Here is a 25374-nt window from a genome sequence, read left to right on the forward strand (position 1 = left end):
GTGCCTGACCACCGTTTTGCGTGTCGGCGGACCTCGGGATTGCGGTGTTGAGGGTGACGGTGAGGATCATCGGCAGTCCAACAGGTCCTGGGCCAGCAGGGCCGCACCCAGGCTTCCCGCGCGGTGGCCCAGTCCGGCCGGGACCACCTGGGGAACCCCACGGAAGGTGAGACGCTCGGCAAGGGCGGTCCGCAGCGGACGGAGGAAGGGCTCACCGGCTCCGGCCAGGCCGCCGCCGATCACGATGCGCTCGAAGTCGAGCATCACCGTCAGTGCCACCAGGCCATCGGCCAGGGCGTCCACCGCGTCGGTCCAGATCCGGACCGCCTGGTGGTCACCGGCGTCCGCCCGCTGCTGGACGCCCTTGGCGCTGACGCCCGTCTCACCGCTTGCCTCCGCGTAGCGACGGGTGATGGCGGAGGCGGAGGCCAGCGTCTCCAGGCAGCCCCGGTTGCCGCAGGCACACGGGTCACCGCCGGGGCGGACCACCAGGTGGCCGAACTCACCGGCGAAGCCGTGGTCGCCGCCGAACGGACGCCCGTCGATCATCAGCGCGGCGGCAATGCCCGTCCCGACCGGGACGAAGGCGAAGTTGGGACAGCCGCGGCCCGCCCCGAGGCGGCCCTCGGCGATCCCGCCGGCTCGCACGTCGTGGCCGAACGCCACCGGGAGATCCAGGTGTTCGGCGACCCAGCGCTGGACCGGGGTGCCGCGCCAGCCGAGGTTGGCGGCGAGGACGGCGGTGCCCGCCCGCTCGTCCACCAGCCCGGGCACCACGATCCCGGCAGCGGCGGCCGGTCGGCCGCCGTACCGGACGGCGCGAGCCACGAGTTCGTCGGCGCAGCCGAGGACGGTCTCGACGAGGGCGTCGGAACCGCGCTCGGAGCGTGTGTGCCACCGCTCGGAGTCGAGAAGCCTGCCGTTCTCGACGATCGCTCCCTTGATGTGGGTGCCGCCGACGTCCAGCGCGATGACGCTCATCGGGCCACAGCCCGGTGGTAGCTCTGCTGGGCGGGGCACACGGACCCCGATGCCCTGCGCAGAATTGAGCGATGATACTCAAACATGCTTGGTTTATAGCTTCTTCTTCCACAAACGTGCAAGCATGAGCAGAATTGAGCAGCCGGCCTTTGCTCAACGCGAGGTCCGTCCAATCGAGGAGAGCCATGACCACCGACGCGCGCCACGCCTCCTCCCCGCCCGGCACGGCACCCGCGCCCCACCCCGACCGGAACCTCGCCCTCGAGCTCGTCCGGGTCACCGAGGCCGCCGCCATGGCGGCCGGCCGATGGGTCGGCCGGGGCGACAAGAACGGCGCCGACGGCGCGGCCGTCAAGGCCATGCGCACCCTCGTCTCCACCGTGTCGATGAACGGCGTGGTCGTCATCGGTGAGGGCGAGAAGGACGAAGCCCCGATGCTCTACAACGGCGAACGCGTCGGCGACGGCACCGGCGCCGAGTGCGACGTCGCGGTCGACCCCGTGGACGGCACCACCCTCACCGCCAAGGGCATGGCCAACGCCGTCGCCGTCCTCGCCGTCGCCGACCGCGGCACCATGTTCGACCCCAGCGCCGTCTTCTACATGGACAAGCTGGTCTGCGGCCCCGAAGCCGCCGACTACGTCGACATCACCGCCCCCGCCGCCGTCAACATCCGCCGCGTCGCCAAGGCCAAGGGCAGCTCCGTCGAGGACGTCACCGTCATGGTGCTCGACCGCCCCCGCCACGAGGGCCTGGTCAAGGAGATCCGCGAGGCCGGCGCCCGGATCAAGTTCATCACCGACGGCGACGTCGCCGGCGCCATCATGACCGCCCGCGCCGGCACCGGCGTCGACCTGCTCATGGGCATCGGCGGCACCCCCGAAGGCATCATCGCGGCCTGCGCCATGAAGTGCATGGGCGGCGTGATCCAGGGCCGCCTGTGGCCCAAGGACGACGCCGAACGCCAGAAGGCACTGGACGCCGGCCACGACCTCGACCGCGTCCTCACCACCGACGACCTCGTCAGCGGCGAAAACGTCTTCTTCGTCGCCACCGGCATCACCGACGGCGAACTCCTCCGCGGCGTCCACTACCGCCAGGCCACCGCCACCACCAGCTCCCTGGTCATGCGCTCCAAGAGCGGCACCATCCGGGAGATCCACTCCGTCTACCGCCACCCCTCCCTCGCCCAATGAGGCGCACGCCGTCCGGCGGAGGAACAGTCCCGCCGTCAACCAGCCGCTCAGCGCTCCAAGTTGGGCTGGTGGATCAGGACGGCGGCGGAGTGGTGCGCCAAGCGATCAAGCGGTCTCAGGTCAGCGCACTCGCCCGCGCGGCTTCAGCGGGGTGGCAGGCAGCGTGGGAGCGGCCAGCCGGGCGCCGTCGTAGCCGTGTACCTCGCCGAATCGGGTGCCGGCGGCCCAGTCCGCCCTGGCCTGGGCGATCTCCTCGCCGGAGCGGCCGATGAAGTTCCACCACATCACCAGGTGCTCCTCGAACGGCACCCCGCCGATCAGCAGCACGGAGCTGTCCGTCCGGGCCAGCAACGGGAGTTCGCGGCGCCCGCAGCCCAGGTAGAGCAGCGAGCCCGGCTCGACCCGGACGCCGTCCACGTCGACGCTGCCGGTCATCGCGAGGACGGCGTACTCGAAGCCGGGCTCCAGCGGCAGCCGGTGTGCGGCGCCCTCACGGAGCGTCAGGTCGGCGCCGACCAGCGGGGTGTACGTGGTGCCCGGGGAGGTGGCGCCGTCCAGGGTGCCGAGGATGACGGTGGCATGCAGGCCGGGGGCGTCCACGGTGGGCAGGGTGGCGTGGTGTTCGAAGGCCGGGGCGGTGTGCCGGTGGCTGTCGGGGAGGGCTACCCAGAGCTGGGCGCCGTGCAGCAGCCGGGCGTGGTCGCGCGGGGACTCCTCGGAGTGCGAGATGGCCCGGCCGGAGGTCATCAGGCCGAGTTCGCGGGGCCGGACGGTCTGCAGGCTGCCCAGGCTGTCGCGGTGCAGGACCGAGCCCTCGTGCAACCAGCTGACCGTCTGCAGGCCCATGTGCGGGTGCGGCGGGACCTGCATGCCGGGCTCGTCGGCGATGTCGTCGGGCCCGTAGTGGTCGACGAAGCACCAGGCGCCGACCATCCGGCGGCCGAGGCTGGGCAGCAGCCGGCGGACCTCGGTGGATTCGCCCAGCTGGACCTGACGGCCGGTCAGCAGCTCCTTGACCGGGCCGGAGTCGGCCTCCCCGCCGCAGGTGGTGGGGGTGGGCTTGAGGTCGAGGTTGCTCATGGCTGACGCGCTCCGTCCGGACGACACCGCTGACGCCTCCGATCATGCGTCAGTTCGGTCGCGTCGCAAAGCCTGGCGCAGACCCGGTCGCACAGCGGGGGCGGGACCACCGCCCCCGCCGACAGACCGTCAGTGCGCGCAGGCCCACGGCGCGCCCGCCGTGGCCGCCTCCGCCCGGGCCCGCAGCGAGCGGACCGCCTCCGCCGGGTCGGCCGCGCCGTACACCGCGGAGCCCGCCACGAAGACGTCCGCGCCCGCCTCGGCGCAGCGCTCGATGGTGTCGGCCGAGACGCCGCCGTCCACCTGGAGCCAGAGGTCGAGGCCGTGCTTGGAGATCAGCTCCCGGGTGCGGCGGATCTTGGGAAGCATGATGTCCAGGAAGGCCTGCCCGCCGAAGCCGGGCTCGACCGTCATGATCAGGATCATGTCGAGCTCGGGCAGCAGGTCCTCGTACTGCTCGATCGGGGTGGCCGGGCGCAGCGCCATCGAAGCGCGCGCGCCCTTGGCCCGGATCTCCCGGGCGAGCCGGACCGGGGCGGCGGCGGCCTCGGCGTGGAAGGTCACCGAACCGGCGCCCGCCTCGACGTACTGCGGGGCCCAGCGGTCCGGCTGCTCGATCATCAGGTGGCAGTCCAGCGGCGTGCCGGTGGCCCGGGCCAGCGACTCGACCACCGGGATGCCGAGCGTGAGGTTGGGGACGAAGTGGTTGTCCATCACATCCACGTGCAGCCAGTCCGCGCCTCGGACGGCCTCCGCCTCGTCGGCCAGGCGGGCGAAGTCCGCCGACAGGATGCTGGGGTTGATCTGCGCCATTTGAGGGAACCTTCACACTCGGTGCGGGCGGCTGGAGCTGCCGCTCGGCTCCATCATCTCTCCTGCCCGTGGCGGGAAGTGAGTGCTGAGATCTGCTCGTGACCCGCGTCACAGCCGTTGCGCGCTAGGGTCGCGAGCGCTGTTCGCCCGTGACCGGAAAGGTTCCAGATGGCCGAGATGGTGCATCCCGCCCGTGCGTTGTGGTGGCTCTTCGAGCCGGTGCACGCGCTCACCTACTTCGCGCCGGAGGGCCGGGCCGCGTATGAGGCGGCCGGGCTGCGCGGGAGCTGGCGGGGGTACTTCGCCGGTCGGTCGGCCCCGCTCGGGCCGGTGGACGCCGCGCCGGTGATCGCCGCGTTCTTCAACTTCGCGCCGCAGATGGTCGAACGGGCACTGCCGGACGTCTGGTCCAGGGCCACCCCGGAGGCCGCACTCGAAGCCCGCCTGGCCGGCGCGGTGAGCACCCTGGAACGCGTACTGGAGACCGTCAAGCCCGATCTGATCGACCGTTCGGTGACGCTGCTGGAGCGCGCCGTGGACGGACTCGACTGTTGCGGGCGGGTGCTGGCCGCCGCGAACCTCGCGCTGCCCCGCCCCGAGGGTGCGCTGGCCCGGCTCTGGCACGCCACCACCGTGCTGCGCGAGCACCGGGGCGACGGGCATGTCGCGGCGCTGGTCGCCGAGGACCTGGACGGCTGCGAGGCCCTGGTGCTGCGCTGCGCCCTGGACACCCGGCGCGAGCAGCTCCAGCCGTTCCGCGGCTGGACCGACCAGGAGTGGGAGGCCGCGGCCGACCGCCTCACCACCCGGGGCTGGCTCACGAAGACCGGCACCATCTCCGCCGACGGCCGACACCGCCACCAGGCCCTGGAGGCCGCCACCGACCTGGCCGCCGCCCGGGTCTGGTCCGGCTTCCGCCGTACCGAGCTGGACGAGCTGGCCGCCGCCCTGACCCCGATCGCCACCGCCTGCCGGGCCGAACTCCCGCAGCTCAACCCGATCGGCCTGCCGGTCAGCAGCTGATCCACCGTCACCGGGCCGCTCCCCGTCAGAGGAAGCCACCGCCGATCAGCGTCACCAATCCGATCGCCGCGCACACCAGGGTGACCAGTACCTGCCTGAAGAAGACCATGCCCCAACCCTGGCCCGCGCCTGACCCTCTGTCATCGGGGGCACACCCCGACCCGTCCCTGACCGCACCCCGAGCCACACCCGCCCCGGCGGACTCCCAGCTTTCTCCCAGGAACGGGCAACCGAACTGACGTTTTGGACAGTCCCTCATCTCGCACGGGCACTCCGCCCGAACGGCACAGGAGCTGGGTACCAGAACGCGATGAACCTGACAGACACGCCCGTCCTCATCCTCACGATCGTCCTGTTCGTGGCCTCCCTCGCGCTGGCGATGGCGCAGTGGGGCGGCAGAGGAATCCTCCGCGGACGGGTCAGAACCGCCGAACAGCGACGCGGCCCGCTGCGGGCCCTGTCGTACCTCGGTACCGTCCTGCTCTGCCAGGTCACCGCCGTGGCGATGGTCTTCGTGGTGGTCAACAACGAGAACCTGATCTACGACAGCTGGGGCGACCTGCTCGGCACCTCCAATCACGTCCGGGCCGTCCCCGTGCCCCCGAAGGACGGCGGTCTCAGCGGGGACCAGGCCGCCGCCTCGGGCAGCCCGGTGCCCAAGGTGGTCCAGTCCTTCCACGCCCCCGACTCGGACGCGGTGCCCCGGAGCGTGAAGCAGACCGATCTCAAGGGCCGGCTCTCCGGCGTCGACGGCGAGGTGCTGGTCTGGACGCCCCCGCAGTACGACGACCCCGCCCACAAGGACCGGACCTTCCCGGTCGTCGAACTGCTCGCGGGCTACCCCGGCGCGTCCAGCACCTGGTTCGGCACCATGGACGTGATCGCCCAGCTCGAACCGCTGATGAAGTCCGGTCAGGTCGCGCCCTTCATCCTGGTCTCGCCCCGGGTCACCCTGCTCGGCGGCACCGACACCGGCTGCGCCGACATCCCCGGCAAGGTCAACGCCGAGACCTGGCTGTCGCGCGACGTGCCGCAGATGATCCTGGACAACTTCCGGGCCGACCGCACCGCCGACCGCTGGGCCCTGGCCGGCTACTCGGCGGGCGCGCACTGCGCCACCCGCCTCGCGCTCGCCCACCCCGACCGCTACCGCGCCGCGATCAGCATGTCCGGCTACAACGACCCGATCGGCGAGCCGAGTTCGCTGACCGCCAAGGACCCCAAGCTCCGCGAGACCTCCAACCCCCTCTACCTGCTCACCCACGCCGCCACCCCGCCGAACGTCGCGCTCTACCAGACCGGCAAGAAGGGTGACGGCCTGGAGGACGCGACCGCCCTCCAGCGGGCGGCGAAGAGCCCGACCACCGTCACCCCGGTGGAGACCACCGGGGCGCACCTGACCTCGACCTGGAAGCCGCTGGTCGGCCCGTCCTTCAAGTGGCTGACCGGGATCATTCCTGCCCGGTAGCCCTAGCGGCCCGCCAGCGCCCGGACGGTGGCGATGGTGTCCGCCTCCCCGGCAGGCTTGTCCTCGCGGTAGCGCAGCACCCGGGCGAACCGCAGGGCCAGGCCGGCCGGGTAGCGCGGGCTGCGCTGGAGGCCGTCGAAGGCGATCTCCACCACCAACTCGGGCCGCACATGGACCGTGTACGCGTCGCGGTGGGTCTCCCGGGCCAGCAGCTGTTCGGTCTGCCAGGCCAGCAGCTGGTCGGTCAGCCCCTTGAAGGTCTTGCCCAGCATCACCCAGGCGTCGAGCCCGGGCTCCCCCGGGTTCCGGGCGGCCAGGTGCAGGTTGCTCAGGTAGCCCCGGCGGCGGCCGCTGCCCCACTCGGCGGCGGTGACCACCAGGTCCAGGGTGTGCCGGGGTTTGACCTTGATCCAGCCCGCGCCCCGGCGCCCGGCCGCGTACGGGGCGTCCGGGTCCTTGACCACCACCCCCTCGTGGCCGTGGGCGAGCGCGTCCGCGAAGAACCGCTCCGCCTCGGGCAGCTGACCGGTGGTCAGCCGGGGCACCCGGAGCTCCTCCGGCGCCAGCTCGGTCAGCGCGGCCCAGCGCTCGGCGGCCGGACGGTCGATCAGGTCGGTGCCGTCCCGGTGCAGCAGGTCGAAGAAGAACACGCTCAGCGGGGTCTCCGCCCGCAACCGCTCCGGGTCCTGCCGGGAGGCGGTCCGCGCGGCGGTGACCTGGAACGGGCGCGGCCGCCCGTCCGGGCCGAGCGCGATCGCCTCGCCGTCCAGCACCGCCCGCTCGACCGGCAGCGCCCGGGCCGCCGCCACCACTTCGGGCACCCGGGCGGTGATCTCGTCCAGGCTGCGGGTGAAGACCGAGACCCGCTCGCCGTCCCGGTGCACCTGGACCCGGATGCCGTCGAGCTTCCACTCCAGCGCGGCCGGGCTCACCTTCTCCAGCGCGGCCGCCACCTCCGGCGCCGAGGCCGCCAGCATCGGCCGTACGGGGCGGCCCAGTTCCAGCCCGAACGCGCGCAGCGCCGGCGCCCCGCCGGTCAGCGCCGCCTCCGCCACCCCCCGGGCCGAGCCCCGCAGCATCAGCGCCCGCCGCACCACCGTCACCGGTACGCCCGCCGCCTTCGCGACCGCGTCACCCATCAGCGCGTCCAGCGCCCCCTGGCGCAACTCGCCCACCAGGACCGCCCGCAGGAACTCCTGCTCCGCCGCCGTGGCCCGCCCGAACAGCTCGCCCAGCCGCCGCTTCCGCTCCGCCTGCGCGCCCTTGCCGTGCACCTCGCCCAGCCGGGTCAGCAGCTCCTCCGTCTCGGCCACCCCGAGCGTCGCGGTCCCGGCCGGCTCCGGCAGCTCCCGTACCCCGGCCCAGCCGACCCCGGCCCGGCGGCCCTCGCCCGAGAGCAGCGCGACGGCCGCCGGGATCTCGGCCGGGCCGAGCTCGGTGAGGCACTCCGCGATCAGGGCCACCTTGGCGTTCCTGGCCGGCTCGGCCGCCACCGCCCCGGAGGTCCTGGCCAGACGTTCCAGCAGCACGGGCGGGCTCCTTCCGGGGGTACGGATCCTCCATCATGCGGCGGCCTGAGGCTCCGTCAGCTCCGACGCGCGGGCCGCGTCCCGGGCTCGGTTCCGTACCGACTCGGGCGCGCACCCCCGTGCTAGCGTCGCAATCGTTCGTACCTGAACCCGACCGTGAGGTGCCGCCGTTGTCCACGCTCCGCTGGGCCACCCGCCCCGAGACCGCCGCCGACGTCCCGGCGATCCGCGCGGTCGTGCTGGCCGCCTTCGAGACCGCGCTGGAAGCCGACCTGGTCGAGGCCCTGCGCGCCGACCGCAGCTGGCTCCCCGGTCTCTCCGTGGTCGCCGAGACGCCGGACGGCACCGTGGTGGGCCACGCCCTGCTGACCCGCTGTCACATCGACGACACCCCGGCGCTCTGCCTGGCCCCGGTCGCGGTCCGGCCCGACCACCAGCGGACCGGCGCGGGCGCCGCCGCCGTCCGGGCCGCGCTGGCCGCCGCCCGGGCGCAGGGCGAACACACCGTCACGGTGCTGGGCCACCCGGAGTACTACCCCCGGTTCGGCTTCCGGCGCGCCTCGCTGCACGGCATCAAGACCACCTTCGACGTCCCGGACGAGGCGCTGATGGCCCTCGACCTCGACTCGGACAGCCCGCTGCCCGGCGGCATCCTGCGCTACGCCACTCCGTTCGGCGTCTGACCGATGACCGTCAGGCGACCGTGAGGGTCCCCTTCATGAACTGGTGCAGGGAGCAGATGAAGGGGTAACTGCCTGGCGCGGTCGGGGCGGTGAAGGTCGCGGTCTTGCCCCCGCCGATCGTGCCGCTGTCGAAGCCGCCCTTGCCGGTGGCGGTCAGGGTGTGCGCGGTGGAGTCCTCGTTCACGACGGTGACCTTCGCGCCCGGGCTCACTGTGAACTTGTCCGGGCCGAAGGTGAACTCCTTGATGGTGACCTGCACCGCGGCCGCCGGTGAGCTGACGGCGGCGGACGGCGAGGCCGACGACGAGACCGCCGAGGGGGATGGGCTCGCGGCGGACGGACTCACGGCGGCGGACGAGCTCACCGCGGGCGTCGGCGTACTGGAGGCCGACCCGCCGCCGGAGCCACTGGAGCAGGCGGTGGCGGCCAGGAGCAGCAGCAGGCCGAGGGCCGGGCGAAGACGGGAAGTGTTCACAGGCCACATTTGATCCGCCACCGGACGGCCGTCACCCCGCCGCCGAGCGGATCGGTCACCCGCACGGTCGATCGGGCTCACCCGTCCGGCCCAGGCGGCGGCCCTCCGAGGACGGATCCGGCCGGAGGGGTGCGGCAGAGTACCGGTGCGGCCCCGACGGAGCGTCAAGTCGCTTGAGCGGAACGCCCGTCGCCCCACCCTCTCCCGCCCTCGGAGGCAGTGCGTGACACCTTCCCGATTCCTCGCACGGGCCGGCGGCACCCTCGGCGCCGCGCTCTGGCTGCTGGCGGGGACGGCTCCGGCCGCCGCCGCCCATCCGCTGGGCAACTTCTCGGTCAACCACTACCTCGGCCTCACCGTCCACCCGGACCGGATCGAGGTGCTGGCGGTCACCGACCAGGCCGAGATCCCCACCCTCCAGGAGCAGGCCCGGGTGGACCGGAACGCCGACGGCACGGTGGACGACGCCGAACGCGGCGACTGGGCCGCCGGGCAGTGCACCGCGACCGCCACCCGGCTCCAGGTCCGCGCCGGTCCGGCCGACACAGCGCTGAACTGGCGGGTCCGCTCGGCGAGTTACGCCTACGCCGACGGTGCCGCCGGTCTGCGCACCGCCCGGCTGGAGTGCACGCTCGACGCCCCGCTCACCGTGGCCGCCGACGGTACGGTGCTCCGGGTGCGCAGCGGTGCCGACCGGGCCCGGGTGGGGTGGAACGAGATCACCGCCCGCGGGGTCGGCGTCCGGCTGGACCCGACGGACGTGCCCGAGGTCTCCGCCTCACACGAACTCCGGGACTACCCACAGGAGTTGCTCGACGCACCCAGCGGCGTCTTCGACGCCCGGTTCACCGCGACCCCCGGCGGCGGCTCGGCCGCGGCCGATCTGCTGGACACCGCCCCCACCGGCGGCCCGGCCGGGTGGCTGGCCCAACTCGACCGCAGGCTGGCCGAACTGGGCGCGGCACACCGCCTCACCGTCACGGTCGGCCTGCTGGCCGTCCTGCTGGCCACCGTCCTCGGCGCGGGCCACGCGCTGCTCCCCGGGCACGGCAAGGCGGCGATGGGCGTCTACCTCGCCGGCCGGCGCAGTCGGGTCAGGGACGCCGTCACGGTCGGGGCCACCGTCACCGTCACCCACACGGCGGGCGTGCTCGTGCTCGGACTGCTGCTGACCGGGTTCTCCGCGCTGGCGGGCGAGGTGCTGCTCGGGCGGCTCGGCGTGCTCAGCGGCCTGCTGGTGACGGCGGTCGGGGTCCTGCTGCTGCGCGACGTACGCCGCCGGACCAGACCCGCCGCCCCGGTGACGCACGATCACCCGCACCACCACGCTCACCCCCACCCGCACCCGCACGACGGCACCGTCGCCGTACTGGAGGCTCCCGTCCATCACCACCACGGCCTGTTCGGCCATCACCACCACGGCGAGCCGCTCGGCCGGACCGGCCTGATCGGCCTGGGTGTCGCCGGCGGCCTGGTGCCGAGCCCGTCCGCGCTGGTGGTGCTACTGGGCGCCGTAGCGCTTGGCCGGACGATGTTCGGGGTCGCCCTCGTGCTGGCCTACGGTCTGGGCATGGCCGCGACCCTGACGGCGGCGGGCCTGCTCTTCCTCCGGGTCGGCAAGCGGATCGCCGCAGCGGCGGACGGCACCCTGCCGGCCCTGCTCCGCCGCCTCGCGCCGTGGAGCGGACTGCTCACCGCCCTGCTGGTGCTCACCGTCGGACTCGGCATGGTCCTCCGCAGTCTCCCCGCCGCCCTCTGACGCTCAGGACCCACTCGGCCCGCCGAGCACGATCCCCCGGTCCGCGTAGTAGCGCGGCAGCGCGGCCCACGGCACCGGGGCGAAGCTCTGCGAACCACCCGGGAAACCGGAGGGATTGTGGATCAGCAGCTCGCCGTCGGTCGCGCCGACCGCCAGCACCAGGTGCCCGCCCGGGCGCGGCGGGTCGGGGTCCAGGGTGCGGATGGACGGGTGGACGGAGAGCATCACCAGCCGCCCGTCCGCCAGCTCGGCCCTGATCCGCTCGGTCGGCAGCGGGGAGACCGCCTCGGCGGACAGCCCCCAGCGGCGTTCCACGTAGGCGGCGAACGGTGCGTGGATCAGACCGTCCAGGCGGCCGTCCGGGTGACGGACGTACGCGCCCGCCTCCAGGCACTCCTCGGCCAGCCGGACGGCGGGCGGGCTGACGCCCCACCAGTAGTCCAGCGCCATCCGCAGGCAGGCCACCCCGCACAGCCGCCAGGACCAGTACTCGTACTCCTCCTGGTCCGCCGCACCGGACAGCGCCCAGAGCGGGTCGTCCACCGCCAGCGCCGTCCCGGCCAGGATCCCGGGCACCAGCTCGGGCGACTCCCACTGCGCGTGGTAGGGGACCTGATGCGTGATCGGCTTCATCCGATCATCCTCACTCACTCCCGCCGCCCGCGCCGCCCATCGGAAGACCGGATACCGGCCTGACGCCGCGCCAGCCTGCCTTCCGCCCACGAAGCACCACCCACGCTAGCGTGACCGGAACGGCCGGGACCGGCCAGGGGCCGGTGCCCCTTTCCATCGGGACAACGGGACCGGAAGCATGGGGCGTCATCGCCGTCCGGGGGCAGGAGGTCCGCATGACCGCACGTGAGCCCGCCCCCGTCGGCCGCCGCAGCCTGCTGCCCGCCTACACGGTGTGCGCGCTCACCCTGGCCGCCGCGCTCGCCTGGGTCATGGTGGTGCTCGCCAGCGAGAACGAGGAACTCCGCACCTTCGCCGCCACCTTCGGCGGCGTCTACGTCCTGGCCGGTACCGGCCTGGTGCTCGCCGGGGCGCTGTTCGCCACCCAGCACCCCGGCAGCGGGCCGGCCCGGCTGCTGCTGGCGGGCGGCTGCGGAGCGGTGCTGGGCCAGGCGCTGCCCGCCACCGCCTCCGGGCTGGGCGCCGCGCCGGGACCGTTCGCGGTCGCGGGGTGGATCGCGCTGGCCGGCAGCGGCGTGTTCCAACTGGCGCTCTACGCCCTGCCGCTCTTCCTCCCGACCGGCTCGCTCCCCCGCTACTGGGGCCGGGTCTACTTCGTCCTGCTGGCCGTCCTGAGCCTGGATCAGGCCGCCGTCAACGCCTCCGCCTACGACCCCTGGTACGGCAGCCCCCAGCCGTTCCCGGTCGACCTGCTGGACCGGGCGTACGAGCAGGGTCCGTTCGCGCTGCCGGACCACCTCTGGCTGCCGTTCGCGGTGACCGCGCTCAACCTGCTGATCATGGCGGCCCGCTGGTACCGCACCCCGGGCCCGCAGCACCTGTCCCGGGTGGCGATCCTGGTGCCGTACCTGCTCTGGTCGGTGGTCAGCACGCTCAGCGACCTGGCGCAGCTGTCCACCACGGTCAACCACCTGCTCTGGTACCTGGGCGCGGCGGGCTGGCCCGCCGGCACGGCGTACGCCTGCATCCGTGACCGCTCGACCCACCTGGACCGCTCCGCCCTGCGCGCCCTCACCGGGCTGCTGCTGGCCACCGGGCTGATCGGGGCCTACAGCGCGGCGGCGCTGCTGTTCTACGGCCTGCTCCCGGCCGACTCGCCCGGCGCGGGGCTGGCGCTCGCCGCGCTCACCCTGGTGATCGGCGTGCTGCTGCGCCCCACCGCCCGCTGGGCGGTCCGGGCGGTGGACCGGTACTACTACGGCGAGCGGGCCGAGCCGTACCAGGTGGTCCGCACCCTCACCGAGCAGCTCGGACGCGCCGTCACCCCGGGCGAGACGCCCCGGCTGCTCTGCGCCACCGTGGTCGACACCCTCCGGCTGCCCGGCGCCCGGGTGGTCACCCACACCAGGGAGGGGCTGCTGGAGCTGGCGGCGCTCGGGGCGAGCGGGGCGGACGTCGCCTTCCCGATGACCTATCAGAACGAGGTGATCGGACACCTGCTGGTACCGCCGCGCGCCGGCGGGAGCACGCTCGACCAGCAGGACCTGGACATCCTCGGCACGCTGGCCGAGCACGCCGCCCCGGCGATCGCCTCACTGCGCCTGTACGAGGAGCTGCAGGCCAGCCGGGAGCGGATCGTGCTGGCCCGGGAGGAGGCCCGCCGCCGGCTGCGGCACGACCTGCACGACGGGCTCGGCCCGGTGCTCTCCGGCCTGCGGCTGCGGGTCGACTCGATCCGGGCGGTGGACGCGGCGGGCGGTCCGGCCGAACAGCCGCTGGCCGAGGTCTCGACCGGGATCGGACAGGCCATCACCGAGCTCCGCCACATCACCGACGGGCTGGCCCCGGCGGCCCTCGACCAGTGCGGGCTTTCGCACGCGCTGCTCAACCTGGTCCGTCAGCTGACCGGCCCGCCCCGGGTCAGCGCGGTGCTCAGCCCTGACCCGCTGCCCCCGCTGCCCGCCGCCGTCGAGGTGGCCGCCTACCGGATCTGCGCGGAGTCGCTGAACAACGCCGTCCGACACGCCCGGGCCGGGCAGGTACGGCTGGCCGTCACGGTGAGCGACGGCCGGGTGGTGGCCGAGGTCAGCGACGACGGGCGCGGCTTCACCCGGCGCCTGGGCGCCGACGGCATCGGGCTGCGGTCGATGACCGAGCGGGCGGAGGAGCTCGGCGGCCGGTTCTCGCTGGCCAGCGGCCCCGGCGGCACGGTGGCCAGAGCGGTCCTGCCGCTGCCGAACACCGCGTGACGGTCCCGGATCGGACCGGGACCCATTTGGGGTCACTGCCCCATGTGCCGGTCGCCGACAGCGCGTAGCGTGAAGATCACGCCGCGCTCCCCAGCGGCGTACCAGCGGAAGGACCCGATCATGAATCCCACCGTGTCCCAGCCGTCCGAGAACAGTCGGACCCCCGACGACACGGCGTCCGACCCGGATGCCCGCCCGAAGCCCCCGGACGCGGGGGCCCGCTGCAAGAGGGAGAACCAGGACCACATCAACCGGGGGTGGAGCTGCACCATCGGCGGGCCCTGCCCGCACGACAGGTGACCGCTCCCCCGTGGCAGGGCCGGGCCTCCGTGGCCCGGCCCTTCGTCGCGTGCTACCAGGCGTAGTCCTCCGGGGCGGTCCGGTGGCCCGGGAAGATCTCGTCCAGCCGGTCCAGGGTCTTCTGATCCAGCGTCACGTCCAGCGCCCGGACCGCCGCGTGCAGCTGGTCCAGGGTGCGCGGGCCGACGATCGGGGCGGTCACCGCCGGGCGGGAGAGCAGCCAGGCGAGCGCGATGTCGCCCGGCTCCTGGCCGAGTTCGGCCGCCAGGTCCTCGTACGCCTGGATCTGCTCGCGCTTGGCCGCCACCGCCTCGGCGGCCCGGCCCTCCAGCCGGCGCAGGCCCTCGCGCTCCTTGCGCAGCACGCCGCCGAGGAGGCCACCGTGCAGCGGGGACCACGGGATCAGGCCGAGGCCGTAGTGCTGCGCGGCCGGGGCGACCTCCAGCTCGACGGTGCGCTCCAGCAGGTTGTAGATCGACTGCTCGCTGACCAGACCGAGGAAGTTCCGTGCCCTGGCGCTCTCCTGAGCCTGCGCCAGGTGCCAGCCGGCGAAGTTGCTGGACCCGACGTAGATGATCTTGCCCTGGGCGACCAGCACCTCCATCGCCTGCCAGATCTCCTCCCACGGCGTCGCCCGGTCGACGTGGTGCATCTGGTACAGGTCGATGTAGTCGGTGTTCAGCCGCTTGAGGCTGGCCTCCACCGCCCGGCGGATGTTGAGCGCGGAGAGCTTGCCCTCGTTGGGCCACTCCCCCATGTCGCCGTACAGCTTGGTGGCCAGCACGGTCTTCTCCCGGCGGCCACCGCCCTGGGCGAACCAGCTGCCGAGGATCTCCTCGGTCCGGCCCTTGTTCTCACCCCAGCCGTAGACGTTGGCGGTGTCGAAGAAGTTGACGCCCACCTCATGGGCGGCGTCCATGATCACGTGGGCGTCCGGCTCCGTGGTGTGCGGGCCGAAGTTCATGGTGCCGAGGCAGAGGCGGGACACGGACAGGCCGGTGCGGCCGAGGTGGGTGAACTCCATACGGATCACCCTCACCCGGCCGCCGCCGGTCTGTCCAGCGATTCCCGACGGAACGTCAGGTCGCTCAGGCGGTACGGCGGAACAGCGCCAGGTACATCGCGTCGGTGCCGTGCAGGTGCGGCCAGAGCTGGACGTCCGGGCCCTCGCCGAGACCGGGCAGGCCGGGCAGCAGCGGGCGAGCGTCGATCCACTCCAGGCCGGGGGTGTCGCGCAGCACGTCGTCCACCACCGCGCGGGTCTCGGCCAGGTGCGGCGAGCAGGTCGCGTAGCCGACCACGCCGCCGATCCGGGTGGCCCGGACCGCACCGCGCAGCAGGTCGCGCTGGAGCGGGCCGAAGCCGGCCAGGTCGTCGGGACGGCGGCGCCAGCGGGCCTCCGGGCGGCGGCGCAGCGCACCGAGACCGGAGCAGGGCACGTCCACCAGGGTCCGGTCGAAGGTGCCGTCGGCCCAGGCCGGCTTGGTGCCGTCGGCGGCGATCACCGTGTACGGACCTGGGTTGCCGTCCAGCGCGCGGGCCACCAGGCGGGCCCGGTGCGGCTGCTTCTCCGAGGCGACCAGCGCGGCGCCCCGCTCGGCGGCCAGCGCGGCCAGCAGCGCAGCCTTGCCGCCGGGCCCGGCGCAGCCGTCCAGCCAGAGCCGGTCCCGGCCCTCGACCTTTGCTGCGGCCAGCGCGAGCGCGACCAGCTGGCTGCCCTCGTCCTGCACGCCGGCCCGGTTCTCCTTGACCGCCTCGATCCCGCCGGGCTCGCCGCCCTCGGCGAGCCGGACGGCGTACGGAGACCACCGGCCGGGCTCCGACTCCGGCCTGGCGTCCAGCAGTTCGGCCGCCGTCGAGCGGCCGGGACGGGCCACCAGGGTGACCTCGGGGCGCTCGTTGTCGGCCCGCAGCAGGTCCTCCAGCGCGGCCCGCCCGGAGGCGTCCGGCTGCCAGCGGCCGAGCGAGTCCCAGAGCGCGGAGACCACCCAGCGCGGGTGCGAGTGCACCACCGCGAGGTGGTCCTCGGCGTCCTGCTCGTACGGCGGCGCGACCTGGGCCAGCCAGGTGTCCAGGTCCTGCGCGCTGATCTTGCGCAGCACCGCGTTGACGAACTTCGCCCGGCCGTCGCCGAGCACCACCCGGGCCAGCTCCACCGTGGCGGAGACCGCCGCGTGGCTCGGGATCCGGGTGGTCAGCAGCTGGTGCGCGCCGAGCGCGAGCACGTCCAGCACCGGCGGGTCCACCTCGCGCAGCGGCCGGTCGATGCAGGCCTCGATGATCGCGTCGTAGCTGCCCTGGAGCCGGAGCGTGCCGTACACCAGCTCGGTGGCCAGCGCCGCGTCCCGGCGGTCCATCCCCTTCTGCTCCGCCTCCCGCAGCAGCGAGGGCAGGATCAGGTTGGCGTACGCGTCGCGCTCGTCGACGGCCCGCAGCGCGCGGAACGCGACGATCCGGGCCGGGTCCTTCTTCGGGCGGCGGTGCGGACGCGGGGCGCGCTTGCTGTCGGACGCGGGCTTGCTGCCGGGAGTGCTCATGCGGTGCCTCTGGTGCCTCGGAATGTGCTGCGGAGTCAGACCGTCAGTGTAGGACCGGTCGGGCCGGCCCCGGTCACCGGCCGAGCAGCTCGCCGGGCTCGATCCGGACGCCCCGGGCCCAGTCTGCCGCCCGCATCGGCTTCTTGCCCTGCGGCTGCACCTCGCCCAGCTCGATCTCGTGGCTGCCGGTGCCGACCCGGACGCTGTTCTTGCCGACCACGGCCAGCTCGCCCGGCGGCAGCTCGGCACTGTCGGTCAGCAGCTTGACCGGGCCCGACAGCTTGAGCCGCTCACCCCGGAAGGTGGTCCAGGCACCCGGCGCGGGCGCGCAGCCGCGCACCAGCCGGTCGATCCGCAGCGCCGGGTGGGCCCACTCGACCCGGGCGTCCTCGACGTTGATCTTCGGCGCCAGGGTGATGCCGTCGGTGGGCTGCGGGACGGCCTGCAGCGCGCCGTCCTCGATCCCGTCCATGGTCGCCACCAGCAGCCGCGAACCCGCCTGCGCGAGCCGCCCGAGCAGCTCGCCGCTGGTGTCGGTCGGCCGGATCTCCTCGGTCAGGATGCCGAACACCGGCCCTGAGTCCAGGCCCTGCTCGATCCGGAACGTCGAGGCACCCGTCACCTCGTCCCCGGCCAGCACCGCGTGCTGCACCGGCGCCGCACCGCGCCAGGCGGGCAGCAGCGAGAAGTGCAGGTTCACCCAGCCGTGCTTCGGGATCTCCAGCGCGCCCGGGCGGATCAGCGCGCCGTACGCCACCACCGGGCAGCAGTCCGGGGCGAGTTCGGTCAGCCGCGCCATGAAGTCCGGGTCGCTCGGCTTGACCGGCTTGAGCACCTCGATGCCGGCCGCCTCGGCGCGCTGCGCGACCGGGCTGGCCACCAGCTTCCGGCCCCGGCCGGAGATCGCGTCGGGGCGGGTGACCACCGCCACCACCTCGTGCCGGTCCGAGGCGAGCAGGGCGTCCAGGGCGGGAACGGCGACCTCGGGGGTGCCGGCGAAGACGAGGCGCATGGGGGCCTTTCGAGGATCTGAACGGGTGTCAGGGGTGGGGTCAGCGGGCGGAGCCGAAGGTGGAGTGCGGGGAGAGCCTCACCACCGGCGGCTCGCCCCACTCCGCCTCCCGGATCGCCTTCAGCGCGGCCTTGCGCTGCTCGCGGTCCAGTCGGTCGATGAAGATGATGCCGTCCAGGTGGTCGGTCTCGTGCTGGATGCAGCGGGCCAGCAGCTGGGTGCCCTCGACGGTCACCGGCTCCCCGTACATGTCGAACCCCTTGGCCACCACGCCGAACGCCCGCTTGGTGTCGTACCGCAGCCCGGGGAGCGAGAGGCAGCCCTCGGGGCCGTCCTGCTCCTCCTCGCTGAGCGACAGGTCCGGGTTGATCAGATGACCGACCACCCCGTCCACGTGGTACGTGAACACCCGGAGCGAGACGCCGAGTTGAGGCGCCGCCAGGCCCGCGCCGGGCGCGTCCAGCATGGTCTCGGTGAGGTCCTTCACCAGGCGCCGCAGCTCCTTGTCGAAGGTGGTCACCGGCCGGGCCGTGGCCCGCAGCACCGGGTCACCGAATATCCGGATCGGCTGGATCGCCATACCGCGGGTCTCCTGAGGGTCGATCGACAACGGCCGGACCCAGTCTATGCAATCCCACCTGCCCGTTCGGCCGTGGTTCTGGCATATCCCGTCTGCTCCTTGCGCGTGACCACCCGCTCGTTCGGGCGTTGGTCAAGTGGGATTGACCGGGCCGTACGAAGGCCCGGGCCGGAAAGACGTAGGGAAAGGTGGCACCACGGCCATGGCCGAGCAGATCAACCACGACGCCCGGGCGCGGGCCAGCCTGCACCTGCTGGTGCGGGACATCGAACGGGTGCGGCGCCAGGTCGACGCCCTCCGCACCCTCACCGCCCAACTGGGCAACGTCTACCGCCCACGACGGCCCAGCACCTCGGCCGGCTTCGTGGTCTACGGCCGGGCCCCCGCCCCCACCGTCCGGCTCGCCCAGGAACTCCGGGAGAGCGTCGAGACCCTGGTCGCGGCGGCCGTCGAGTTCGACCGCGCCCTCGGCTTCTCCTGGGACTCGGTCGGCTCCGCCCTCGGCGTCACCAAGCAGGCCGTCCACCGCCGCTACGGCATGCGCCGCCCCAGCGGCGAACTCCTCACCACCACCCTCCCCGCCCAACCCCGCCCCGAACCCGAGGACGAACTCCCACCCCTCACCCGCGCCATCCCCCCAGCACGCCAACCCGAACGCCCCAGCCTCCCCCTCCGGGGCTGAGGCACACAGGCTGGCGGCAGCCGCTAGGGGCTCGGGGAACTGCGACGCCGGCCTCAGGAGCGTGATCGCCGCGTAAAAGGTCAGGCACTTTCGCCTGAACGTCAGCCACGCCCGGGGTCTGCCACTCCCGCACTTTGACCCCGCCCCGTGGCCGGCGTCGCAGTTCCCCGAGCCCCTGCCTTCCGAACCACGTGCCTCAGCCGATGTCCGGCGGGTCGATCCGGATCCGGACCTGGTCCGGCGACCGCAGGGCGACCCGGGCGATCTGAGCCGCCTTCAGGGCAGCGGCCAGCACGGCCCCCTGACCGGGCGCCACCCGCAGCAGCGCCCGCTCCCACTCCTGCCCCCGCCCACCGGGGGCGGGTACCGGACCGAGCACGTCCGCCCCCTCGGGCAGCCGGATCAGCGACAGCAGATCCTCCACCGCCTGCGGAGCACCCGTCACCGAGGCCATCCGCGACACCGGCGGGAAGTGCAGCTGCGCCCGCTCCTCCAGCTCGACCGCCGCATGCCCGGCCGGATCCCACCGCACCAGCGCCTGCACCGGCCGTGCGGTGGGCTCCGCGACCACCACCACCGTCCCGCCCTCAGCAGCCGGCCGGACCAGGCCCGCAGCCGTCATCCACAGCCGCAGCGCCTCCTCGCCGGCCCGCAGGTCGGGCCGGCCGAGCAGCGCCCAGCCGTCCAGCAGCAGTGCGGCCGCGTACCCGCCTTCGGCCACCGGCTCGGCCCCGGGCGTCGAGATCACCAGCGCGGGCTCCCCCGACACCTCCGAGAGCACCGAGTCCCGCCCGGAGGTCCGGACCGGTACCCGGGGGAAGGCCTTGCCCAGCTCCTCCGCCGTCCGCTTGGCACCCACCACCTGCGCCCGCAGCCGGAACGACCCGCACTCCACGCAGTGCCACTCCGGCTCCGCCGTCCCGCACCACGCGCACTCCAGCACCGCCCCGGCGGCACCCGCCGCCAACGGCCCCTCGCAGTGCCGGCACCGCGCGGGAGTCCGGCACTGCGCGCAGGCCAGCCGGGGCGCGTACCCGCGCCGGGGCACCTGGATCAGCACCGGCCCCCGGGTGAGCGCGTCCCGCGCCGCCTCCCAGGCCGGCCGGGGCAGCCGGGCGTACTGGGCCGCGGCGTCCCGCCCCTGGTCCAGGTCGGTCACCGTACGCACCCTGGGGGCCACGGCCCGGACCGTCTCCCGGGCAGCGGCCAGCGGCCGCGCCCAGCCGGTACGCAGCAGCTGTGCGCCCTCCACCGTCACCGACAGCCCGCCGAGCAGGACGCCCGCGCCCTCCTCGGCCGCGCGCAGCAGCGCCACCTCGCGGACGTGCGGGTGCGGCGCTCGCTGGTCGCTGTGGCTGCCGTCGCCGTCGTTCCAGACCACCACCAGGCCCAGGTCCCGCACCGGCGCGAACATCGCGGCCCGGGTGCCGATCGCGGCCCGGACCGAGCCCCGGCTGACGGACAGCCAGCGGCGGTAGCGCTCCTTGGGCCCGAGGTCGGCCGCCAGCGCCGCGTGCCGCCCCTCGCCCAGCAGCTCGGTCAGCGCCGCGTCCACCCGCGCCACCGAGCGGCCCTCGGGCAGCACCACCAGCGCGCCCCGGCCACCGGCCAGGGTGGCGGCCACCGCGCGGGCGATCTCCTCGGGCCAGGTCGGCCCGGGCAGCGCGGTCCAGACCGCACGGGGCGCGCGGCCGTCCGCGAGCGCCGTCAAGTACTCCGCTCCGTCGACGTAGCGGTCCCAGCTGCCCACCGCCGGAAACCCGGGCGGCGGCAGCGGCTCGGGCGAGGGCTCGGCCTCCGCCTTGGCGTGCCTGGGCGGCACCGCCAGCTGCAGCACGTCGGCCAGCGACCCGGCATACCGGTCGGCGACCGTCCGGCAGAGCGTCAGCAGAGCGGGCGTCAGCACCCGCTCCGGGGACAGCACCTGGGCCAGCGGGGCCAGCACCCCGGGAAAGTCCGACGTGGCCAGCCGGGCGACCACGAAGCCGTCGTACAGCTCCCCGCCCTCGCGCCGCCCGCCGGCCCCGACCCGGGCGCCGAACCTGACCCGGACCCGGACGCCCGGCTGGGCCTCCTCGGCGAGGTTGGCGGGCACGGCGTAGTCGAAGAACTTGTCCAGGCTGAGCAGCCCCTTGTCGACCACCACCCTGGCCACCGGCAGCTCGTCGGCCAGCAGCGCGCCACGCCACGTCCGGGGCTTGGCCCGGCGGACCGTGTCCCGGATGAAGGCCAACTGCTCATCGGCGTCGTCTGTGCTCATCGCTCCAACATCTACCAAACCCGACCGACAGAGACGCGAAAGGCGGCGGCCACCCCGTACCGGGATGACCGCCGCCTCACGGTGGATCAGGCGTTGACGGCCTTCTTCAGCTGCTCGACGCGGTCGGTGCGCTCCCAGGTGAAGTCGGCGTCCTCCCGGCCGAAGTGGCCGTACGCGGCGGTCTTCGCGTAGATCGGCCGCAGCAGGTCCAGGTCACGGATGATCGCGGCCGGACGCAGGTCGAAGACCTCGGAGACGGCGGCCTGGATCTTCAGGACCGGAACGGTCTCGGTGCCGAAGGTCTCGACGAACAGACCCACCGGCTCGGCCTTGCCGATCGCGTACGCGACCTGGACCTCGGCCCGCGAGGCCAGACCCGCGGCGACGATGTTCTTCGCCACCCAGCGCATCGCGTACGCGGCCGAGCGGTCCACCTTGGACGGGTCCTTGCCCGAGAACGCGCCACCACCGTGACGGGCCATGCCGCCGTACGTGTCAATGATGATCTTGCGGCCGGTCAGACCCGCGTCACCCATCGGGCCGCCGATCTCGAAACGACCGGTCGGGTTCACCAGCAGCCGGTACCCCTCGGTCACCAGCTTGATGCCGTCGTCCGCCAGCCGCTTCAGCTCCGGCTCCACCACGAACTCACGGATGTCCGGCGTCAGCAGCGACTCCAGGTCGATGTCACTCGCGTGCTGCGAGGACACGACCACCGTGTCGAGGCGGACGGCCTTGTCACCGTCGTACTCGATGGTGACCTGGGTCTTGCCGTCGGGACGCAGGTACGGGATCTGCCCGTTCTTGCGCACCTCCGACAGCCGCTTGGAGAGCCGGTGCGCCAGCGTGATCGGCAGCGGCATCAGCTCCGGCGTCTCATCGCTCGCGTAGCCGAACATCAGGCCCTGGTCGCCCGCGCCCTGCTTGTCCAGGTCGTCCTCATCGCCCTCCACCCGGGCCTCGTGCGAAGTGTCGACACCCTGCGCGATGTCGGGCGACTGCGCACCGATGGACACCGACACGCCGCACGAGGCACCGTCGAAGCCCTTCTTCGACGAGTCGTAACCGATCTCCAGGATCTTGTCCCGGACGAGCTGCGCGATCGGCGCGTACGCCTTGGTGGTGACCTCACCGGCGATGTGCACCTGACCGGTGGTGATCAGCGTCTCCACGGCGACCCGAGACTTCGGGTCCTCCCGCAGAAGGGCGTCCAGGATGGTGTCGCTGATCTGGTCAGCGATCTTGTCGGGGTGTCCCTCGGTGACGGACTCCGAGGTGAACAGGCGGCGAGACACAGCGCTCCCTGGGGTTGCAGCGGCTGCTGACTGAATGCCCAGCTTGGTCCGGGCATCCGGAAAGACTTTGATTCCTGGAGTCTAACGGTCGGCAATCGGCCCAAGGCAATCCCCCTCAACAAGTGAGATGCATCAGACCCTTTTGTCGAACCGGGCCACCACGGCGTCCCAGACCGCGTCGGCCAGTGATTCCTTGGGCCCGTCGGCGATCTCGGCCTCCGCGCCGTCCGCGCTGAGCAGAACTGCGGAGTTGGTATCCCGCCCGAAGGCCTTACCCCCGCCCACTTCGTTGACGACCAGCAGATCGCAGCCCTTCCGGGCCAGCTTGGCCCGGCCGTTGGCCAGCACGTCGTCGGTCTCGGCCGCGAATCCGACCACCAGTTGGCCGGAACGGGCGCGGTGCGCGGAGAGCTCGGCCAGGATGTCGGGATTGCGGACCAGCGCGACCGGCGCGGGCTCCACGCCGTCCTTCTTCTTGATCTTGCCGGTGGCGTACTCGGCCGGCCGGAAGTCGGCCACCGCCGCGGCCATCACCACCGCGTCAGCGTCGGCCACCGCCTTCAGCGCCGCCTCGCGCAGCTCGAGGGCGGTGGAGACGTGCACCACGTCCACCCCGGCCGGGTCGGGCAGCGTCGCGTTGGCGGAGAGCAGGGTGACCCTGGCGCCCCGGGCGGCGGCCGTGACGGCCAGCGCGTAGCCCTGCTTGCCGGAGGACAGGTTGCCCAGGTAGCGGACCGGGTCGAGCGGCTCCCGGGTGCCGCCGGCCGAGACCACCACATGACGGCCGGTCAGGTCGGCGGTCAGCTCGCCGCGGGCCAGCACCCGGCGACAGGACTCGAAGATCGCGGCGGGCTCGGGCAGCCGGCCCTTGCCGGTGTCGACGCCGGTGAGCCGGCCGACGGCGGGCTCCAGCACGATCACGCCCCGGCGGCGCAGCGTGGCGACGTTCTCCTGGGTGGCGGGGTGCTCCCACATCTCGGTGTGCATGGCGGGGGCCAACACCACCGGACAGCGCGCGGTCAGCAGCGTGTTGGTGAGCAGGTCGTCGGCCAGCCCGTGGGCGGCCTTGGCCATCAGGTCGGCGGTGGCCGGGGCCACCACCACCAGATCGGCCTGCTGGCCGATCCGCACGTGCGGGACCTCGTGCACCCGCTCCCAGGTCTCGGTGGCCGCCGGACGGCCGGACAGCGCCGCCCAGGTGGCCTCGCCGACGAAGTGCAGCGCGGCGGCGGTCGGCACCACGGTGACCTGGTGCCCCGACTCGGTGAACCGGCGCAGCAGCTCGCAGGCCTTGTACGCGGCGATGCCGCCGCTCACGCCGAGGACGACCTTGGGCGGGCTGGCATTCATCGCGGGCTCTCTCTGCCGAAGGGCGGGACGTGGCCAACCCTACGGCGCATCAGATCCGCGCCGCACCATGGCCCTGGACACACGGAAGGGCCCGCCGGAGCGAACTCCGGCGGGCCCTTCCACTGAGCGACGTGGCTCAGGCGGCGTCGATGGCCTCAGCGGTGAGCATGCCCGCGTTGATCTCGCGCAGCGCGATCGACAGCGGCTTCTCGTGCACGTGGGTGTCCACCAGCGGGCCGACGTACTCGAGGAGACCCTCACCCAGCTGGGAGTAGTACGCGTTGATCTGACGGGCGCGCTTGGCGGCGTAGATCACCAGGCTGTACTTCGAGTCCGTGGCCTCGAGCAGCTCGTCGATCGGCGGGTTGATGATGCCCTCGGGCGCGGTCATGGAAGAGGACACGCGAAAACCTTCCGCAAAGAATGAGAAAGACAGAATGCTGATCAGATCACAAGATCCGATCAGGCCACACCGAGCAAGGCTAGCAGTTCGGTCGCTACCTGCTCGACCGACCTGTTGACAAGGGTCGTGTCGAACTCGCTCTCGGCGGCCAGCTCCACCTTCGCGGCCTCGAGCCGACGGTCGATCACGTCCTGCGGCTCGGTGCCCCGGCCGGTGAGCCGGCGGACCAGCTCGTCCCAGCTCGGCGGGCCCAGGAAGACCAGGCGCGCCTCGGGCATCGACTCGCGGACCTGCCGGGCCCCCTGGAGGTCGATCTCCAGCAGCACCGGGACGCCGTTCTCCAGCTTCTCCAGCACCGCCGCACGCGGGGTGCCGTACCGGTTCCCGGCGAAGACGGCCCACTCCAGCAGCTCGCCGTTGGCGATCAGCTTCTCGAACTCGTCGTTGTCGACGAAGTAGTAGTGGACCCCGTTCTTCTCGCCGGGCCTCGGGTGCCGGGTGGTCACCGACACCGAGAGCCAGAGCTCGGGGTGCTGCTTCCTCAGATGAGCGACGACCGTGCTCTTGCCGACCCCCGAAGGGCCGGAGAGCACGGTCAGCCGCGGACGTTCACTCATGCACCGATTATCCCGGATCGCGGACGGTCCGGGGACCACCGGGTCGCGACCCGGTGTCGGCGCAGGAGGCGATCAGGAGGCGGTGCTGCCGAACTCCCGCTCCAGGGAGGCGATCTGGTTCGTCCCGAGGCCGCGGACCCGACGGCTCTCGGAGATACCCAGACGCTCCATGATCTGCTTGGCGCGGACCTTGCCGACGCCCGGCATGCTCTCCAGGAGAGCGGAGACCTTCATCTTGCCGATGACCTCGTCATCGGCCTTGCCCGCCTTGATCACGTCGTGCAGCGAAGCGCCGGCGTGCTTCAGCTTGTTCTTCACATCGGCGCGCTTCCGACGGGCTTCGGCAGCCTTGGCGAGCGCAGCGGTGCGCTGTTCAGGGGTAAGGGGCGGAAGAGCCACGCCGTTCACCTCAGGGTGTGGAAGGAAGGGATGAGCTATGACTGGTTGGT

General features: G+C 73.2%; 23 protein-coding genes. 7 read left to right on the top strand and 16 right to left on the bottom strand.

The window, feature by feature from the left end:
- Positions 1 to 66: 66 nt before the first annotated feature.
- Positions 67 to 981 carry an ROK family protein gene (locus F4556_RS03905; RefSeq protein WP_184911630.1) on the bottom strand — a complete coding sequence of 305 codons (915 nt, stop codon included), beginning with the start codon at positions 979 to 981 and terminating at the stop codon, positions 67 to 69.
- A gap of 185 nt (positions 982 to 1166) precedes the next feature.
- Between F4556_RS03905 and glpX the strand changes: the two genes are divergently transcribed.
- Complete coding sequence (glpX, locus tag F4556_RS03910; protein ID WP_184911632.1) at positions 1167 to 2177, top strand: class II fructose-bisphosphatase; 1011 nt, start codon at positions 1167 to 1169, stop codon at positions 2175 to 2177.
- 120 nt (positions 2178 to 2297) lie between these two features.
- Here the strand turns inward: glpX and F4556_RS03915 are convergent, their stop codons facing one another.
- Positions 2298 to 3257: a pirin family protein gene (locus F4556_RS03915; RefSeq protein ID WP_184911634.1), complete on the bottom strand. Its 960-nt coding sequence runs from the start codon at positions 3255 to 3257 to the stop codon at positions 2298 to 2300.
- 129 nt (positions 3258 to 3386) lie between these two features.
- Positions 3387 to 4070 (bottom strand): ribulose-phosphate 3-epimerase, encoded by a 684-nt coding sequence (gene rpe / locus F4556_RS03920; RefSeq protein WP_184911635.1) that lies wholly within the window; start codon positions 4068 to 4070, stop codon positions 3387 to 3389.
- A 168-nt stretch (positions 4071 to 4238) separates the two neighbouring features.
- On the opposite strand from rpe, the gene F4556_RS03925 reads away from it, so the two are divergent.
- Both F4556_RS03925 and F4556_RS03930 read left to right on the top strand, forming a co-directional pair.
- Complete coding sequence (locus F4556_RS03925; protein WP_184911637.1) at positions 4239 to 5093, top strand: SCO6745 family protein; 855 nt, start codon at positions 4239 to 4241, stop codon at positions 5091 to 5093.
- Between the two features lie 310 nt (positions 5094 to 5403).
- Positions 5404 to 6561, top strand: coding sequence for an alpha/beta hydrolase (locus tag F4556_RS03930; RefSeq protein ID WP_184911638.1), 1158 nt, complete (start codon positions 5404 to 5406; stop codon positions 6559 to 6561).
- A 2-nt stretch (positions 6562 to 6563) separates the two neighbouring features.
- On the opposite strand, the gene F4556_RS03935 is transcribed toward F4556_RS03930, so the two are convergent.
- Positions 6564 to 8090, bottom strand: a complete 1527-nt coding sequence (locus tag F4556_RS03935) for an ATP-dependent DNA ligase (protein ID WP_184911640.1) — start codon at positions 8088 to 8090, stop codon at positions 6564 to 6566.
- Between the two features lie 170 nt (positions 8091 to 8260).
- Between F4556_RS03935 and F4556_RS03940 the strand changes: the two genes are divergently transcribed.
- Positions 8261 to 8773, top strand: coding sequence for a GNAT family N-acetyltransferase (locus tag F4556_RS03940; RefSeq protein ID WP_246510962.1), 513 nt, complete (start codon positions 8261 to 8263; stop codon positions 8771 to 8773).
- A gap of 10 nt (positions 8774 to 8783) precedes the next feature.
- On the opposite strand, the gene F4556_RS03945 is transcribed toward F4556_RS03940, so the two are convergent.
- Positions 8784 to 9257, bottom strand: coding sequence for a cupredoxin domain-containing protein (locus F4556_RS03945; protein ID WP_184911643.1), 474 nt, complete (start codon positions 9255 to 9257; stop codon positions 8784 to 8786).
- A gap of 214 nt (positions 9258 to 9471) precedes the next feature.
- Between F4556_RS03945 and F4556_RS03950 the strand changes: the two genes are divergently transcribed.
- Positions 9472 to 11007 carry a high frequency lysogenization protein HflD gene (locus F4556_RS03950; RefSeq protein ID WP_184911645.1) on the top strand — a complete coding sequence of 512 codons (1536 nt, stop codon included), beginning with the start codon at positions 9472 to 9474 and terminating at the stop codon, positions 11005 to 11007.
- A gap of 3 nt (positions 11008 to 11010) precedes the next feature.
- Here the strand turns inward: F4556_RS03950 and F4556_RS03955 are convergent, their stop codons facing one another.
- A complete protein-coding gene (locus tag F4556_RS03955) occupies positions 11011 to 11640 on the bottom strand; it encodes a C39 family peptidase (RefSeq protein ID WP_184911646.1) in 630 nt (209 codons plus the stop codon).
- 215 nt (positions 11641 to 11855) lie between these two features.
- Here F4556_RS03955 and F4556_RS03960 point away from each other — a divergent pair, with 215 nt between their 5' ends.
- Positions 11856 to 13889: a sensor histidine kinase gene (locus F4556_RS03960; protein ID WP_184911648.1), complete on the top strand. Its 2034-nt coding sequence runs from the start codon at positions 11856 to 11858 to the stop codon at positions 13887 to 13889.
- 352 nt (positions 13890 to 14241) lie between these two features.
- Here F4556_RS03960 and F4556_RS03965 read toward each other — a convergent pair whose 3' ends face one another.
- From F4556_RS03965 to def, 4 genes are all read right to left on the bottom strand, one after another.
- On the bottom strand, positions 14242 to 15213 hold the full coding sequence (locus F4556_RS03965) for an aldo/keto reductase (RefSeq protein ID WP_184911650.1): 972 nt from the start codon (positions 15211 to 15213) through the stop codon (positions 14242 to 14244).
- A 64-nt stretch (positions 15214 to 15277) separates the two neighbouring features.
- Positions 15278 to 16726: an RsmB/NOP family class I SAM-dependent RNA methyltransferase gene (locus F4556_RS03970; protein WP_184911651.1), complete on the bottom strand. Its 1449-nt coding sequence runs from the start codon at positions 16724 to 16726 to the stop codon at positions 15278 to 15280.
- A 73-nt stretch (positions 16727 to 16799) separates the two neighbouring features.
- Positions 16800 to 17738, bottom strand: a complete 939-nt coding sequence (gene fmt / locus F4556_RS03975; protein ID WP_184911652.1) for a methionyl-tRNA formyltransferase — start codon at positions 17736 to 17738, stop codon at positions 16800 to 16802.
- Between the two features lie 40 nt (positions 17739 to 17778).
- Positions 17779 to 18318, bottom strand: coding sequence for a peptide deformylase (gene def / locus F4556_RS03980; protein ID WP_184911654.1), 540 nt, complete (start codon positions 18316 to 18318; stop codon positions 17779 to 17781).
- Positions 18319 to 18520: 202 nt separating this feature from the next.
- On the opposite strand from def, the gene F4556_RS03985 reads away from it, so the two are divergent.
- Positions 18521 to 19000, top strand: a complete 480-nt coding sequence (locus F4556_RS03985; RefSeq protein WP_184911655.1) for a hypothetical protein — start codon at positions 18521 to 18523, stop codon at positions 18998 to 19000.
- A 196-nt stretch (positions 19001 to 19196) separates the two neighbouring features.
- Here F4556_RS03985 and F4556_RS03990 read toward each other — a convergent pair whose 3' ends face one another.
- From F4556_RS03990 to mihF, 6 genes are all read right to left on the bottom strand, one after another.
- A complete protein-coding gene (locus tag F4556_RS03990) occupies positions 19197 to 21260 on the bottom strand; it encodes a primosomal protein N' (RefSeq protein ID WP_184911656.1) in 2064 nt (687 codons plus the stop codon).
- An 86-nt stretch (positions 21261 to 21346) separates the two neighbouring features.
- Positions 21347 to 22555, bottom strand: coding sequence for a methionine adenosyltransferase (gene metK, locus F4556_RS03995; protein ID WP_184911657.1), 1209 nt, complete (start codon positions 22553 to 22555; stop codon positions 21347 to 21349).
- A 132-nt stretch (positions 22556 to 22687) separates the two neighbouring features.
- Positions 22688 to 23905 carry a bifunctional phosphopantothenoylcysteine decarboxylase/phosphopantothenate--cysteine ligase CoaBC gene (gene coaBC, locus F4556_RS04000; RefSeq protein ID WP_184911658.1) on the bottom strand — a complete coding sequence of 406 codons (1218 nt, stop codon included), beginning with the start codon at positions 23903 to 23905 and terminating at the stop codon, positions 22688 to 22690.
- Positions 23906 to 24041: 136 nt separating this feature from the next.
- Positions 24042 to 24308 (bottom strand): DNA-directed RNA polymerase subunit omega, encoded by a 267-nt coding sequence (gene rpoZ, locus F4556_RS04005; protein WP_057228106.1) that lies wholly within the window; start codon positions 24306 to 24308, stop codon positions 24042 to 24044.
- A 59-nt stretch (positions 24309 to 24367) separates the two neighbouring features.
- The gene (gmk, locus tag F4556_RS04010; protein WP_184911659.1) at positions 24368 to 24925 is read right to left on the bottom strand and encodes a guanylate kinase; all 558 of its coding nucleotides are present in this window, start codon (positions 24923 to 24925) and stop codon (positions 24368 to 24370) included.
- Between the two features lie 72 nt (positions 24926 to 24997).
- Positions 24998 to 25324: an integration host factor, actinobacterial type gene (mihF, locus tag F4556_RS04015; protein ID WP_184911660.1), complete on the bottom strand. Its 327-nt coding sequence runs from the start codon at positions 25322 to 25324 to the stop codon at positions 24998 to 25000.
- Positions 25325 to 25374: the final 50 nt, after the last annotated feature.

The organism is Kitasatospora gansuensis (assembly GCF_014203705.1).
Classification (GTDB): domain Bacteria; phylum Actinomycetota; class Actinomycetes; order Streptomycetales; family Streptomycetaceae; genus Kitasatospora; species Kitasatospora gansuensis.

Coding starts and splice junctions, on each gene's coding strand:
- F4556_RS03905 (WP_184911630.1), bottom strand. CDS start 981: ATGAGCGTCATCGCGCTGGACGTCGGCGGCACCCACATCAAGGGAGCG.
- glpX (WP_184911632.1), top strand. CDS start 1,167: ATGACCACCGACGCGCGCCACGCCTCCTCCCCGCCCGGCACGGCACCC.
- F4556_RS03915 (WP_184911634.1), bottom strand. CDS start 3,257: ATGAGCAACCTCGACCTCAAGCCCACCCCCACCACCTGCGGCGGGGAG.
- rpe (WP_184911635.1), bottom strand. CDS start 4,070: ATGGCGCAGATCAACCCCAGCATCCTGTCGGCGGACTTCGCCCGCCTG.
- F4556_RS03925 (WP_184911637.1), top strand. CDS start 4,239: ATGGCCGAGATGGTGCATCCCGCCCGTGCGTTGTGGTGGCTCTTCGAG.
- F4556_RS03930 (WP_184911638.1), top strand. CDS start 5,404: ATGAACCTGACAGACACGCCCGTCCTCATCCTCACGATCGTCCTGTTC.
- F4556_RS03945 (WP_184911643.1), bottom strand. CDS start 9,257: ATGTGGCCTGTGAACACTTCCCGTCTTCGCCCGGCCCTCGGCCTGCTG.
- F4556_RS03955 (WP_184911646.1), bottom strand. CDS start 11,640: ATGAAGCCGATCACGCATCAGGTCCCCTACCACGCGCAGTGGGAGTCG.
- F4556_RS03960 (WP_184911648.1), top strand. CDS start 11,856: ATGACCGCACGTGAGCCCGCCCCCGTCGGCCGCCGCAGCCTGCTGCCC.
- F4556_RS03965 (WP_184911650.1), bottom strand. CDS start 15,213: ATGGAGTTCACCCACCTCGGCCGCACCGGCCTGTCCGTGTCCCGCCTC.
- F4556_RS03970 (WP_184911651.1), bottom strand. CDS start 16,726: ATGAGCACTCCCGGCAGCAAGCCCGCGTCCGACAGCAAGCGCGCCCCG.
- fmt (WP_184911652.1), bottom strand. CDS start 17,738: ATGCGCCTCGTCTTCGCCGGCACCCCCGAGGTCGCCGTTCCCGCCCTG.
- def (WP_184911654.1), bottom strand. CDS start 18,318: ATGGCGATCCAGCCGATCCGGATATTCGGTGACCCGGTGCTGCGGGCC.
- F4556_RS03985 (WP_184911655.1), top strand. CDS start 18,521: ATGGCCGAGCAGATCAACCACGACGCCCGGGCGCGGGCCAGCCTGCAC.
- F4556_RS03990 (WP_184911656.1), bottom strand. CDS start 21,260: ATGAGCACAGACGACGCCGATGAGCAGTTGGCCTTCATCCGGGACACG.
- coaBC (WP_184911658.1), bottom strand. CDS start 23,905: ATGAATGCCAGCCCGCCCAAGGTCGTCCTCGGCGTGAGCGGCGGCATC.
- gmk (WP_184911659.1), bottom strand. CDS start 24,925: ATGAGTGAACGTCCGCGGCTGACCGTGCTCTCCGGCCCTTCGGGGGTC.